The sequence below is a fragment of the Streptomyces sp. NPDC048275 genome, assembly GCF_040652275.1.
Lineage (GTDB): Bacteria > Actinomycetota > Actinomycetes > Streptomycetales > Streptomycetaceae > Streptomyces.
Map to the genome: position 1 here is coordinate 62,268 of NZ_JBEZLR010000014.1, position 13,787 is coordinate 76,054.

Here is a 13,787-nt window from a genome sequence, read left to right on the forward strand (position 1 = left end):
AGTTAGTCTGTGTCCATGACGCCTTCCTCGGGCCAATCGGTCGCCTTCAGCGACCCTGTGCGCAGCCTCCTCGACGGCAAGAACTTCGCCAGCGTCGCCACCCTCGGCCCCGGCGGCACCCCGCACAACTCGGTGGTGTGGATCAAGCGCGAGGGCGACACCGTGGTCTTCTCGTCGACTGCCGGCCGCCAAAAGGTGCGCAACCTCGAACGCGACCCCCGCGTCAGCCTTTCGGTCTTCGATCTCGCCAACCCCTACACCTCGGTCGAGATCCGCGGTGTCGCCGAGATCCTCCCCGACGAGTACAAGCGCCTCCCCTACGAGCTCTCGCACAAGTACCTCGGCATCGACCCTCCCGGTGAGAAGGACGACGAGGTGCGCCTGATCATCCGCGTCGTTCCCCAGAAGATCGTCGGCTTCTCTGTCTGAACCTCGGGGTGCGCGCCCCGTGGACCTCCGGGTGCGCATCCCTGGCGACGCGGCAAGAATGTAGGGCGCCGGGACTAGCGGTGTGTTCCGCGCCGCGCCGGCCTTCCGGCACCGGGAGGTACTTCATGACCACCGCCAAAGACATCATGCACCGTGGCGCTCAGTGGATTCCCGCCCACGAGACCCTGGACCGCGCCGCCCAGTTGATGCGCGAGCTCAACGTGGGCGCGCTGCCCATCAGTGACGAGAACGAACGGCTCTGCGGCATCCTCACCGACCGCGACATCGTCGTCGGTTGTGTGGCCATGGGTCACGATCCGGCTCGGATCACCGCGGGCGAGATGGCTCAGGGCACCCCGCGCTGGATCGAGGCGGGCGCCGATGTCGGCGAGGTGCTCCAAGAGATGAAGGGGCACCAGATACGCCGACTTCCCGTGATCGAGGACAAGCGACTGGTCGGCATGATCAGTGAGGCCGACCTGGCCCAGCACCTGACGGACGAACAGCTCGCCGCCTGGGTCGAGAGCGTCTACGCGAGGAGCGCGACGCGCTGACCGCGCTGAATCCCCCGCTCACACGGGTCATGAGAACACGCTCTCGTCCGGCCGGCCGTGCCGGGCGAGGTGCGTCTCATGCGTCTCACAGCCAGCCGTTGCGCCTGAATCCCCGGTACAGAACGAGACAGAGGGCGGTGATCACCCCTAGGACCAGGGGATAGCCGAACCTCCAGTGCAGTTCCGGCATGTGGTCGAAGTTCATGCCGTACATCCCGCAGACCATCGTCGGTACGGCGATGACCGCCGCCCATGCCGTGATCTTCCGCATGTCCTCGTTCTGAGCCACCGTCACCTGCGCGAGGTGCGCCTGCAGGATCGAGTTGAGCAGTTCGTCGAAGGCGGCTATCTGCTCGGTGACGCGCAGCAGATGGTCGGAGACATCCCGGAAGTACGCCTGTATTTCCGGGTCGACCACGCGTATCGGCCGGGTGGCGAGCTCTTGGACCGGGCGGGCGAGCGGGGATACGGCCCGCTTCAGCTCCAGGAGTTCACGCTTGAGCTGGTAGATCCGGCCGGCGTCGACCCGTGCGCCGTCCTCGGCGAACACATCGGCCTCGACCTGGTCGATGTCGGCCTGGACGGAGTCCGTGACGCTCACATAGTCGTCGACCACGTGGTCCGCGATGGCGTGCAGCACCGCGGCCGGCCCCTTGGACAGCTGCTGCGGATCGGCCTCCAGCTCTTCGCGCAGGGGGCCCAGGGATCCGTGCCGACCGTGGCGCACGGTAATGACGAACTCGGGTCCGAGGAACACCATGATCTCGCCGGTGTTGACCACTTCGCTGGTCGCTGTCAGTTCCTTGTGTTCGACGTAGCAAACCGTCTTGAACACCGCGAACAGCGTCTCGCCGTATCGCTCCAGCTTCGGGCGCTGATGGGCCTCCACCGCGTCCTCGACGGCCAGGGGGTGCAGGTCGAAGAGCTCGGCGACGCCCGCGAACTCCCGGTCGGTCGGCTCGTGCAGGCCGAGCCAGACGAACCCCTCGTCGCTCTTGCGGATCCGCTCGACCGTGTCGACCAGATCACTGCCGCCGGGCACTCGGGCGCCGTCCTGATATGCCACGCAGTTCACCACCGCCGAGCCCAGCGGGGACCGGGCGGGGTGGCTCAGGTCGACACGGGCGCGCCGCCGTGCCAGCCGTGCCACCTTGCGGAGGCCGTCGACCGCGCCGAGGGCCGTGACCTTCCGCAGATTCCCTGCCATGGACATCTGGATCTCCTTGCGTGGATCCCCCGCGCCGCACTTTGCGCCTTGACACGACAGTTTGCCAGGCGGAATCGATCTCCGGGAAAGCCTGTGGGAACGGAAGATTCCGTTCCGGTCCATGAGATGGGGTGAGCGCCCTGCGCCCGGAGGAATCCGCAGCTGCGGACGGGCGGACCACGCGAATCGCGTCGGTGTCGACATCGGGAGCGTCGGCCATTCCGGTCAGGCGGGTCAACTGGGATGATCTCGGTATGACGCAAATCGATGGATATCTCCTCGCCAACCGGCAGTCCGAGGCGGCGCAGCGCTTCGACGCCTTCGCCACTGTCTTCGACCCCACGACGTTCCGGCACATCGAGCGCCTCGGTATCGGGTCCGGCTGGCGCTGCTGGGAGGTCGGCGCGGGCGGCACGTCGGTGGTGTCCTGGCTGGCCAAAAAGGTCGGCCCGACCGGGCGGGTCATCGCGACCGACATCGACACCTCGTGGGCGGCCTCGGCGGCCCGCCCGCCGGTCGAGGTCCGTGTGCACGACGTAGGCGCGGAGGAACCGCCGTGGGAAGGGTTCGACCTCGTGCACGCACGGCTCGTGCTGGTCCATGTGCCCGACCGGGAGCGGGCGTTGCGGTCGATGGTCAAGGCGCTGCGGCCCGGCGGCAGACTTCTCCTCGAGGACGCCGACCCCGCTCTGCAGCCCCTGCTCTGCCCCGACGAGTACGGTCCGGAGCAGCAGCTCGCGAACCGGCTGCGCCAGGGCTTCCGCACCCTGCTGGCCGAGCGCGGCGCCGACCTCGCCTACGGCCGCAAACTCCCGCGGCTGCTCCGCGAGGCGGGCCTGCGCGAGGTGGAGGCCGAAGCGTACTTCCCCGTCACCTCGCCCGCCTGCGCGGCCCTGGAGTCCGCGACGATCCGTCAGATCCGCGACCGGCTCGTCGCCGCGGGCCTCGCCACCCACGAGGACATCGACCGCCACCTGACCAACGTGGCCTCCGGCACGATGGATCTGGCGACTGCGCCGATGATCTCGGCGTGGGGGCGCAAGTAGGGATCGGCGGCGCGCAAGCAGGCGGACAGGAGAACGAGGGATAAAAGAGGGATAGGGGAGAGGGGCAGGCGCGGGCGCCGGGCGCTACCGGCTCGCCCCCTCCGGCCTCCCCCCTATCCGCTCCACCGCCGCCGCTCCCGCCCTGCACCCGTCCACCGCCGCGACCTCGGGCTCGGCGCCCGCGAGGAGGGCGGCGAGGAACGCGCCGGTGAAGGCGTCACCGGCGCCTGTGGTGTCGCGGGGTGTCGCGGGCGCCGCCGGGACATGGGCCTGTACGGCGCCCGAACGGGCCACGAGGGCTCCGTCACTCCCCTGTTTCGCGACGACCAGAGGGACGTGGCGGCTCAACTTGGCCGCCGCGTCCGCAGGATCGGGCAGGCCCGTGAGCAGGAACGCCTCGTCGCGACTGGGCAGCAGGAGGTCGACGCCCTCGGCGAGCGCGAGGAAGCGGTCCACACCCAGCTCAGAGAGGAACCCCGCCGACGCCGGGTCCAGGCTCACCGGTACGCCACGCGCGCGTGCCGACTCCACCGCCACCGACACCAGCGCCCGGCTCGGCTCGGAGAAGAACAGGTAGCCGGACAGATGCAGCCGCGCGACACCGTCGAGCAGCGTGGGTGACCAGTCGCCGGATTCGAGGCGCAGGGAGGCCCCGCTGTCCGTGAGGAACGTCCGCTCGGCCGAGGCGCCCTGGTCCACCAGGCAGATCACTGTCCCCGTCGGCGCCTGCGGATCGACGACGAGGAGGGGACGTACGCCGCAAGCCGCCAGCTCGCGTTCATGCCAGGCCGCGGCATCCGCCCCCACCCGGCCGAGCAGCCGCACGTCCGCGCAGCCCCAATGCGCCGCCCAGCACGCGACGTTGGCACCGGCCCCGCCCGGCAGGGTTCGGATCGCGGCGGCCGTGTCGGTGCCCGTCATGAGCGGCCCGCGGTACCGGGCGACGACGTCCGTGACCACGTCACCGACGACGAGCAGCGCTCCCGTCGGCACGTCCGCACCGGTGTCGGCACCGTCCCGACCGGCTCGGCTCGCGCCTTGGCGCGGGCCGCTGTGATCCGTCTGGCTTCCGCCTTGGCTCGGGCGGCTGTGATCTGTCTGGCTCACGCCCCGGCCCAGGCCGCCGCGATCCGCGCCGCGAGTCGTACGTTGCCGCGCACCGCCGCCAGATTGGCGCTCAGTGACGCGCCATCGGTGTGCCGCACCAGATAGTCGAGCAGGAACGGTGTAACGGCCTGTCCGGTCACGGCCTCCGCTTCGCACGCGTGCAGCGCGTCGGTGAGCACGCGCGCGTGCAGCACGGGATCGAGCTGCTCCTCTTCGGGGACGGGGTTCGCGACGATGAGGGCCGAGTCCGGGCCGTCCAGTGCGTCCTGCGCGCGCATGACATCCGCCACCTGCCCTGGGGACTCCAGCGTCCAGTCCACCGGATGCCCCGAGTCGGACAGGTAGAAACCAGGGAAGCGATCGGTGCCGTACCCGGCCACCGCGACGCCCAGCGTCTCCAGGCGCTGCAGCGTCGCCGGTACGTCCAGGATCGACTTGACGCCCGCGCACACCACCGTGATCCGGGTACGCGCCAGCAGGCCCAGGTCAGCCGATTCGTCCTGCGTCACCGTCCACTCCCGGTGCACGCCGCCCAGCCCGCCCGTCGCGAACACGCGGACGCCCGCCAGCGCGGCCAGCAGCGCCGTCGCCGACACGGTCGTCGCCCCGCTCGCGCCCGCCGCCACCGCCAGCGGCAGATCGCGGTGCCCCAGCTTGCGGATCCCGTCCTCGTTGGCGACCCGCTCCAACTGCTCCTTGTCCAGTCCGACGTGGGGCCGCCCGTCCAGTACGGCGATCGTCGCGGGTACGGCACCTTCCCGCCGTACGACGTCCTCCAGTTCCAGCGCGACCTGCAGATTGCGCGGGCGCGGCAGCCCGTGCGCGATGATCGTCGATTCCAGGGCCACCACCGGTCGGCGCGCGTCGAGCGCCTCCCGTACCTCTTCGGACACCACGATCACGCGCCTGCCTCCTGTCGGTCGCCTTTCCTCATCTCTGGCGGGCGGCGCGCCCGGCCAAACCCTTGCGACCTTCGGTGTACGACACCAGCCTGGGGGCATGACGGACAACTCCCCACGTCTCGACCACGTCGTCCTCTGGGTGCGCGATCCGCTCGCCTCGGCCGACTTCTACGGGAAGACGGTCGGCCTGGAGCCTCTGCAGGTCGCCGAATACGCCGCCGGGAAGGCGTCGTTCCCCTCCGTACGCCTCAATGAAGAGACCATTTTCGACCTCGCGCCCCTCCCCTTGGCGGCGTACATGAACATGGTCCCCGGAGGCACCGACAGCGCCGGACATCCGGTCAACCACGTATGCCTGTCCCTCCAGGAGGACGATTTCGACGCGCTGCGGGCCCGCCTGGAGGAGCGGTCCGTCCCTCTCTCGGGCTTCTCGTACGACTCCTACGGCGCCCGTGGAATGGCCAAGCGCAGCTTCTACTTCCGCGATCCGGACGGAAACGTGTTTGAGGCACGGCACTACGAGTAGTTCGCGGGCAGGAGATGGGTACCAGGGGTGCTCCCGCACTCGGGAGCACCCCTGGTACGAGCACTCCCGGTGACCGTCGCGGTGGGCGCGACCCCGAAAGCGAATCGCCGCAGGGTCGGTATCGCGCCCGCGCCCGCGTCCATGGGCACGGGCACGGCGCCACGATGGCTCGCCGCCTCCCCTCGCGGTTGTCGTCGTGCCGTCAGTGTCGTCGGAGCCGTGCCGCCTGTGCCGTCAGAACAGCGGCTCCGGAAGTACCCCCTCCAGCGCGAGCAGCTTCCGCTTGGTCTCCAGCCCGCCCCCGAACCCTCCGATGCCGCCATCGCTCTCCACGACCCGGTGGCACGGCACGACGACCGGCAGCGGATTCGAGCCCATGGCCACGCCCACGGCCTGCGCCGCGCCCGGCTGGCCGACCCGCCGGGCCAGATCTCCGTAGCCCACGACCGCCCCGTACGGAACGCCGGAAGCCAGTTCGCGCAGCACCTGGCGGTTGAACCCGGAGATCAGCGACCAGTCCAATGGCAGCTCGAAGTCACGCCGCTCGCCCGCGAAGTACGCCGTGATCTGACGTATCGCCTCGGCCAGGAGCGGCGACTCGGGAGCCTCGACGGGTTCGGTGCCCAGACGCGACGCGAGCCGCTCGAGCGCCTTGTCGCGCACCGCGTCCGTGGCGTGGAACACCACGCACACCAGACCGTCGGGCGTCGCCGCCAGGAGCAGCGGACCGATGTCCGTGCCCACGACGGTCCACCCGATCCAGTGCTCGTCCTGCCCATGGCTGTTCATGCGACCCACCGTACGGCGCGCCACTGACAACACCCGTGGCCCGGACTCCGGCCCCGCGTCCGCACCACGGAGGAGAGAAGCTCACGAGGGGGCCAGAAAGCCCACGAGGGGGCCGTTCATCTCCCCTCCAGGGCGCTGCGGAGCACGTCGGGCTTGTTCGTGATGACACCGTCCACGCCGTAGCCCGCCAGGCGTCGAGCGGTGTCCGCGTCGTCCACGGTCCAGGTGAAGATCTCCATGGGCCTGCCGTGCGGTCCGTCGAGCGCGTGGACCGCGGAGACATAGCCGGATGAGACGGAGGTGTAGTCCGGGTTGATCAGGTCGGCGAACCGCGCGTACTCGTGCAACCGCTCGACCGACGGCGTGCCCAAAAAGGCCGTCGTGATGTCGGGGCGCAGATCGTGCACCGTCCGCACGCTCTGGGCGCTGAAGCTCTGGACGATCAGTCTGTTCCCGACGTGGTCCGGATCGAGCCAGCCCTCGTTGCCCAGGAGCTTGAGGGTCTGCTGCTCGATGCCCGGATAGAGCTCGGGGTTCTTGATCTCCAGGACGAGCTTCTGGTGGTTGTGCGAGACGCGGTTCATGTACTGCTTCAGCGTCGGCACGCGTGTACCCGCGTAGCAGGGGCTGTACCAGCTCCCCGCGTCCAGACGCGCGATCTCCGCGGCGGTGAAGTCCTTGACCTTCCAGGGGGCCCGGTCGGGATACACCTCCTCGACGTCGGTCGTACGCGCCAACGTGTCGTCGTGGAGGACGACGAGTTCGCCGTCCTTGGTGCGCTGCACGTCGTTCTCGACCCAGTCGAATCCCATCGCGGCCGCCTTGTCGATGGCGGCCAGGGTGTTCTCGGGCGCGTCGGCGGAAGCACCACGGTGGGAGACGATCACCGGGCGGTTCCCCTGGGAGCCGACCTGGGCGTAGAGGTCGGGCACCATCAGGACGGCACTCCCGAGAAGCGCGGCGGTCGTGGCGGCAACGCGCGCGTGCATGCGTACTCCTCACGTCGAGCGATCACGGACAGCTCAAGAGTGGCAGCAGAGGGTCAATGGAGGAGGGGTGCGGGATGGGCACGGATTGAATGGAGTTGCCCAAGTCCGCTCACTGGCGCCGCACAAGTGGGGCGAGGTCGTGATTCTTTGCCGGAAAATCGTTCGACCATTCCGGTGGGGGTCATACTCTCTGCACTCAACCCTGGCCATTAGTACGGTCCTCAGGGTGGGGCATTTCCGGGAATTTCGGGTGTAATACGGCGGGAAGGGCAGCCGCGCATGCAGGGCACGGTCGACGGCTTCAGTTACGGACTCGTCACACCGCTGGTGGCGTACTTCATGGCCTGCTTGGGCGGAGCACTGGGGCTGCGCTGTACCACCAGATCGATGCTTGTCGCCCACTCGTGGCGCGCCGGCTGGCTCGCGCTCGGCTCGGTGGCGATCGCGTCGGGCATATGGACCATGCACTTCATCGCGATGATGGGGTTCGCGGTCGAGGAGACCCCGGTCCACTACGACAAACCGACGACGTTCGCGAGCCTGGGTGTGGCCATCGTGATGGTCGGCATCGGGATCTTCATCGTCGGCTATCGGGGCGCCACCGGAACGGCGCTCTTCACCGGGGGCACCATCACCGGTCTGGGAGTCGCCTCCATGCACTACCTGGGCATGGCGGGCATGCGCCTCAACGGGAAACTCGAGTACAACACGCTCACCGTCTCCGCCTCGGTGGTCATAGGCGTCGTCGCCGCCACCGCGGCCCTGTGGGCCGCCGGGCAGGTCCGGGGATTCCTCTGGAGTGTGGGCGCCTCTCTCGTCATGGGGCTGGCCGTCAGCGGTATGCACTACGTGGGCATGGCCGCCCTCAGCGTCCATCTCCACGGCACGTCCAACAACCCCGGAGGCGAGTCGGCCGCCGCGCTGCTCGCGCCCATGATGATCGGCCCCTTGGTCTTCCTGTGCCTCGCCGGTGTCGTTGTGATGTTCGACCCGCTGATGGTCATGGGCAAGCCCGACTGGACACCCACGGACCGCAAGCCCGGCATCCCGGCCCACCCCGCCGCCCCGCACCCCGGCCGCCGTCCCTCGCCCCGCCCCGGTCAGGACCGGCCCGGCCCCGGACGAGACCGTGGACGCCGGAGCTCCCGCACCCCGCAGAGCTGGTGATCCGACCCCGTTGTCAGTGCGGGGTCGTACGGTGGAACCCATGCGGCCCGTATCAGAGATCGAACGTTCGGTGGCGCCCTTCGAGGTCGTCAGCCCCTACCAGCCGAGCGGTGACCAGCCGGCGGCCATCGCCGAGCTGGACAAGCGCATCCGCGCAGGTGAGAAGGATGTCGTGCTGCTGGGTGCGACCGGCACCGGCAAGTCCGCCACCACCGCGTGGATGATCGAGAAGCTCCAGCGCCCCACGCTCGTCATGGCGCCGAACAAGACGCTGGCCGCCCAGCTGGCCAACGAATTCCGCGAGCTGCTGCCGAACAACGCGGTCGAGTACTTCGTCTCGTACTACGACTATTACCAGCCCGAGGCGTACGTCCCGCAGTCGGACACGTACATCGAGAAGGACTCCTCGATCAACGAGGAGGTCGAGCGCCTGCGCCACTCCGCGACCAACTCGCTGCTCACCCGCCGCGACGTCATCGTGGTCGCCTCCGTGTCCTGTATCTACGGCCTCGGTACTCCGCAGGAGTACGTGGACCGGATGGTCCAGCTCAAGGTCGGCGACGAGATCGACCGCGACGACCTGCTGCGCCGTTTCGTCGACATCCAGTACACGCGCAATGACGTGGCCTTCGCCCGAGGCACCTTCCGGGTCCGCGGAGACACCATCGAGATCTTCCCGGTCTACGAAGAGCTGGCCGTCCGCATCGAGATGTTCGGCGACGAGATCGAGGCCCTCTCCACGCTCCACCCCCTCACCGGAGAGGTCATCAGCGACGACACCTCGCTGCACGTCTTCCCGGCCACCCACTACGTAGCGGGCCCCGAGCGCATGGAGCGCGCCGTCAACGACATTGAGAAGGAGCTGGGGGAGCGCCTCGCCGAGCTCGAGAAGCAGGGCAAGCTCCTGGAGGCCCAGCGCCTGCGGATGCGGACGACCTACGACATCGAGATGCTCCGCCAGATCGGCTCCTGCTCCGGCGTGGAGAACTACTCGATGCACTTCGACGGCCGCGAACCCGGCTCCCCGCCGAACACACTCCTGGACTACTTCCCGGAAGACTTCCTGCTCGTCATCGACGAATCACACAACACCGTGCCGCAGATCGGCGCCATGTACGAGGGCGATGCCTCCCGTAAGCGCACCCTCGTCGACCACGGTTTCCGACTGCCGTCCGCACTGGACAACCGCCCCCTGAAATGGGAGGAGTTCCAAAAGCGCATCGGCCAGACCGTCTACCTGTCGGCGACCCCCGGCAAGTACGAGCTCTCCCGCGCGGACGGCTATGTGGAGCAGATCATCCGCCCCACAGGTCTGATCGACCCCGAGGTCGTCGTCAAGCCCACCGAGGGTCAGATCGACGACCTGGTGCACGAGATCCGGAGCCGCACCGAGAAGGACGAGCGCGTCCTGGTGACCACGCTCACCAAGAAGATGGCCGAGGATCTCACCGACTACTTCCTGGAGCTCGGCATCCAGGTGCGCTATCTGCACAGCGACGTCGACACCCTGCGTCGCGTCGAACTGCTGCGCGAGCTGCGTGCGGGCGAGTTCGACGTCCTCGTCGGCATCAACCTGCTGCGTGAGGGCCTCGACCTGCCCGAGGTCTCCCTGGTGTCGATCCTCGACGCCGACAAGGAGGGCTTCCTGCGCTCGGGCACCTCGCTGATCCAGACCATCGGCCGAGCGGCGCGCAATGTGTCCGGCCAGGTCCACATGTACGCCGACAGGATCACCCCGGCGATGGAGAAGGCCATCGAGGAGACCAACCGCCGCCGGGAGAAGCAGGTCGCGTACAACAAGGAGAGGGGCATCGACCCACAGCCCCTCCGAAAGAAGATCAACGACATCGTGGCGCAGATCGCTCGCGAGGACGTCGACACGGAGCAGCTGCTCGGCTCGGGCTACCGCAAGGCGAAGGACGGCAAGGGAGCCAAGGCCCCCGTGCCCTCGCTCGGCGGCAAGGCGGCCAAGTCCGCCAAGGGCAAGGCCAAGGAGACGGTGCCGACCGACCGCCCCGCGGCCGAACTCGCCGAGCAGATCGAGGAGCTGACCGAGCGGATGCGTGCCGCCGCGGCCGACCTCCAGTTCGAGATCGCGGCCCGACTGCGCGACGAGGTCTCCGAGATGAAGAAGGAGTTGCGGCAGATGAAGGAGGCGGGGCTGGCCTGACGTCCCCGCTGCCGACGCCGGACCTGGGCATATGCGCACTGTGTTGCAACACCGACACAAAATGCGCCCCAGGGTTCGGCGCCGTCGATGCCGCTGCGTAGTGTTCTGGTCATCCGCGGTGTCCGCGGAAACAGGGGACAGCTCGAGAGGGGAACAGCGCGTGGTGGACGTATCCAAGGGCAGTACGCCCAGTGGTCCCGGTATCAATCTGACCAAGGGCCAGGCCATCAGCCTGCAGAAGAAGGACGGGGGCACCCTCACCGCGGTGCGCATGGGTCTCGGCTGGCAGGCGGCTCCCCGGCGCGGTCTGTTCGGCTCGCGCACCCGGGAGATCGACCTCGACGCCTCCGCCGTGCTGTTCGCCGACAAGCAGCCCGTCGACGTCGTGTTCTTCCGCCACCTCGTCAGCGACGACGGCTCCGTGCGGCACACCGGTGACAATCTGGTCGGCGGCGTCGGCCAGGGAGGCGACGACGAGGCGATCCTCGTCGACCTGCAGCGCATCCCGGTCCACATCGACCAGATCGTCTTCACCGTGAACTCCTTCACGGGCCAGACCTTCCAAGAGGTGCAGAACGCGTTCTGCCGTCTGGTCGACGAGACCAACGGCCAGGAGCTCGCCCGCTACACGCTGGCGGGCGGCGGACAGTACACGGCCCAGATCATGGCGAAGGTGCACCGTGCGGGCACGGGCTGGCAGATGACGGCCCTCGGCACGCCGGCCAACGGCCGCACCTTCCAGGACCTGATGCCCGCGATCCTGCCGCACCTGTAGGCGGCCGGGCGCGGCCCACGAAGCGACACAGGGGGACAAGGCGATGACGGCCGAGCTGGTCCGCGGGCAGAACCACCCGCTCTCCCAGGTCCGTCTTGAAGTCCGCGTATCGGCCGGCAGACCGATCGTGGCCGGGGTCACGCTCAGCGACGAGCAAGGCAGGGTCCGGGGTGTCGAATGGGTGGCCCACCCGGGCGCGCCCACACTGCCCGGACTCGAGGTCTCCCAGCAGGCGGCGGCCGACCACCGCCTCGCGTTCGACCTGGACGCCCTGCCGGTGGCCGTACACCGGGTCAATGTGCTGCTCGCACTGCCGACCGGCGATGGGGGTACGTCCGGTCGAGCGTCGAGCGAAGCCGAGAGCGGGGGAGGCCCGGTCCGGTTCGGTGCCCTCGCCGCGCCCTTTGTCGCGGTCACAGGCCTCGACGGTGCCGAGGTCGCGAGCTACACCATCACCGGCCTGGATGCAGAGTCGGCCGTCGTTGCCCTGGAGCTCTATCGCAGGCAGGGCGCCTGGAAGGTGCGCGCGGTCGGCCAGGGGTACGCAGGCGGCCTCGCCGAACTCCTCACCGACCAGGGCCTGCCGGAGGCTCAGCAGCTCGCGGGCAGCATCAATGAAGCCGTCGCCGAGGGCCTGGCCCGCTCGATGTCGGCACCTCCACCGCATACGGCGGACGCCGACCGCTCACGGCAGGCGGCCACCTCGGCCTCGGGACTGGATCAGCCGTACGCCGGACCGCAGAGCGCCTCCGGGGCCGTACCGCCGCAGCAGTCCCCGTACGACGCGCCCGCTTCCCAAGGACTGGCGCTGCCGCAGACGAGCTACCAGGGCAGCGGCCCCACGCAGAGCGACCCCTCAGCCATCCCCGGTCCGTCCGCGGCCGTCGGCGGCCCGGTCGACTACAGCCACCCCGGCCGGCGGACCGCCGCGCCTCCCCCACCCTCGCCGACCGCGTCACCGGCACCGCCCGGGCAGCCCGCGCGGCCCGTGGCGGGCGACGCGACGGGCTGGTCCATGGAGGAGCGGCTCCACAACCAGGTGTGGGGCATGTTCGAGGACCTGGCGCGCACCACGGCCGCGTATCGCAGCGCCGTCGACTTCGCCGACTCGCGCATGGAGCAGGAGCTCGACGAGGTCCTGTCCGACCCGCGCAGCCGGATCGGCGGACAGGGTGACGCCGCGCGCGAGGCGGCTCAGGCCAAGCACGCCGGTCTGGTCGACCAGGCCCGCGCGGCGCTCGACCGGGACCTCGCCCAGCTCACCGCCGAGGCCCAGGTGGTCGAGCCCGCACTGCCCGCGGCCTTCGCGCGTTGGGACAACCCGGTCTGGCAGGGCTACCGGGTGCCCATGGAGGTCCCCATGGCCCTGCGTCTCGGCGACCTCCATCTGCCCGAGAGCGAGGGTCTGCGCATCCCGATGCTGGTCCGGCTGCCGCTCGAGCGCGGCCTATGGGTCGACAGCGGACGGGCTACCCTCGACGACTCGCTCGCCGACTCCGACGAGCTGCGCCGACTGGCCATGGACACGGCGGTGGCGCACGCCGCGAGGCTGCTCGCCGTCCATCCCGCACGTGAGTTCGCGGTGCACGTCATCGACCCGGCCGGTTCAGGAGCCTCGTCCCTCGCGCCGCTGGTCCGGTCCGGAGTGCTCGACGGCCCGCCCGCGGTCGGCGCCGGGGGCGTCGCCGACGTTCTGGCGCGGCTCACCCAGCGCGTCGACCTGGTGCAGATGGCGGTGCGCGGCGGAGCGGCCGACGCGCTGCCGCCGGGCCTCGACACAGCCGAGCAACTGCTGATCGTCAACGATTTCCCGCACGGCTTCGACGACCGTGCCGTGACCCAGCTGCGCTATCTCGCGGACGAGGGCCCGGCCGTCGGCGTCCATCTGATGATGGTGGCCGACAGGGAGGACGCCGCCGCCTACGGGCCACTGCTGGACCCTCTCTGGCGTTCGCTGTTGCGACTCACCCCAGTACCCGACGATCACCTCGCCGACCCGTGGGTCGGGCACGCCTGGACGTACGAGCCCGCACTCGTCCCGGCGGGCAGCCAGGTGCTCCAGCAGGTACTGGCCCAGGTGGCGGCGGCCCGCCACCCGCGGAATCGCTGACCTGTGGAGGGTTGTA

Annotated in this window: 13 protein-coding genes; 8 read left to right on the forward strand and 5 right to left on the reverse strand. The window is 69.5% G+C overall.

Annotated features, from left to right (window positions below; translation table 11 throughout):
• Positions 1–15 precede the first annotated feature (15 nt).
• Both AB0D57_RS11685 and AB0D57_RS11690 read left to right on the forward strand, forming a co-directional pair.
• Positions 16–429: a PPOX class F420-dependent oxidoreductase gene (locus AB0D57_RS11685; RefSeq protein ID WP_362070514.1), complete on the forward strand. Its 414-nt coding sequence runs from the start codon at positions 16–18 to the stop codon at positions 427–429.
• A gap of 125 nt (positions 430–554) precedes the next feature.
• On the forward strand, positions 555–983 hold the full coding sequence (locus AB0D57_RS11690) for a CBS domain-containing protein (RefSeq protein ID WP_362070516.1): 429 nt from the start codon (positions 555–557) through the stop codon (positions 981–983).
• Between the two features lie 85 nt (positions 984–1,068).
• On the opposite strand, the gene AB0D57_RS11695 is transcribed toward AB0D57_RS11690, so the two are convergent.
• Positions 1,069–2,196, reverse strand: a complete 1,128-nt coding sequence (locus AB0D57_RS11695) for a magnesium and cobalt transport protein CorA (protein ID WP_362070518.1) — start codon at positions 2,194–2,196, stop codon at positions 1,069–1,071.
• 248 nt (positions 2,197–2,444) lie between these two features.
• On the opposite strand from AB0D57_RS11695, the gene AB0D57_RS11700 reads away from it, so the two are divergent.
• Positions 2,445–3,236: a methyltransferase domain-containing protein gene (locus AB0D57_RS11700; RefSeq protein ID WP_362070520.1), complete on the forward strand. Its 792-nt coding sequence runs from the start codon at positions 2,445–2,447 to the stop codon at positions 3,234–3,236.
• Between the two features lie 84 nt (positions 3,237–3,320).
• Here the strand turns inward: AB0D57_RS11700 and AB0D57_RS11705 are convergent, their stop codons facing one another.
• Together AB0D57_RS11705 and AB0D57_RS11710 are read right to left on the reverse strand one after the other, a co-directional pair.
• Complete coding sequence (locus tag AB0D57_RS11705) at positions 3,321–4,229, reverse strand: PfkB family carbohydrate kinase (RefSeq protein WP_362070523.1); 909 nt, start codon at positions 4,227–4,229, stop codon at positions 3,321–3,323.
• Positions 4,230–4,339: 110 nt separating this feature from the next.
• Complete coding sequence (locus tag AB0D57_RS11710) at positions 4,340–5,245, reverse strand: pseudouridine-5'-phosphate glycosidase (protein WP_362070525.1); 906 nt, start codon at positions 5,243–5,245, stop codon at positions 4,340–4,342.
• A gap of 97 nt (positions 5,246–5,342) precedes the next feature.
• Here AB0D57_RS11710 and AB0D57_RS11715 point away from each other — a divergent pair, with 97 nt between their 5' ends.
• Complete coding sequence (locus AB0D57_RS11715; RefSeq protein WP_362070527.1) at positions 5,343–5,771, forward strand: VOC family protein; 429 nt, start codon at positions 5,343–5,345, stop codon at positions 5,769–5,771.
• A gap of 234 nt (positions 5,772–6,005) precedes the next feature.
• Here AB0D57_RS11715 and AB0D57_RS11720 read toward each other — a convergent pair whose 3' ends face one another.
• Positions 6,006–6,560, reverse strand: a complete 555-nt coding sequence (locus AB0D57_RS11720; protein WP_362070529.1) for a methylated-DNA--[protein]-cysteine S-methyltransferase — start codon at positions 6,558–6,560, stop codon at positions 6,006–6,008.
• Between the two features lie 116 nt (positions 6,561–6,676).
• Positions 6,677–7,549 carry a glycerophosphodiester phosphodiesterase family protein gene (locus tag AB0D57_RS11725; protein ID WP_362070531.1) on the reverse strand — a complete coding sequence of 291 codons (873 nt, stop codon included), beginning with the start codon at positions 7,547–7,549 and terminating at the stop codon, positions 6,677–6,679.
• Positions 7,550–7,828: 279 nt separating this feature from the next.
• Between AB0D57_RS11725 and AB0D57_RS11730 the strand changes: the two genes are divergently transcribed.
• The 4 genes from AB0D57_RS11730 to AB0D57_RS11745 all read left to right on the forward strand — a co-directional run bounded on the left by AB0D57_RS11730 (position 7,829) and on the right by AB0D57_RS11745 (position 13,771).
• Positions 7,829–8,716, forward strand: a complete 888-nt coding sequence (locus AB0D57_RS11730) for an MHYT domain-containing protein (RefSeq protein WP_362070533.1) — start codon at positions 7,829–7,831, stop codon at positions 8,714–8,716.
• A gap of 40 nt (positions 8,717–8,756) precedes the next feature.
• Entirely contained in the window at positions 8,757–10,886 is a 2,130-nt protein-coding gene (uvrB, locus tag AB0D57_RS11735; protein WP_362070535.1) for an excinuclease ABC subunit UvrB, read from the forward strand.
• Positions 10,887–11,094: 208 nt separating this feature from the next.
• Complete coding sequence (locus AB0D57_RS11740) at positions 11,095–11,661, forward strand: TerD family protein (RefSeq protein WP_362070628.1); 567 nt, start codon at positions 11,095–11,097, stop codon at positions 11,659–11,661.
• Between the two features lie 43 nt (positions 11,662–11,704).
• Positions 11,705–13,771 carry a TerD family protein gene (locus AB0D57_RS11745; protein WP_362070537.1) on the forward strand — a complete coding sequence of 689 codons (2,067 nt, stop codon included), beginning with the start codon at positions 11,705–11,707 and terminating at the stop codon, positions 13,769–13,771.
• Positions 13,772–13,787: the final 16 nt, after the last annotated feature.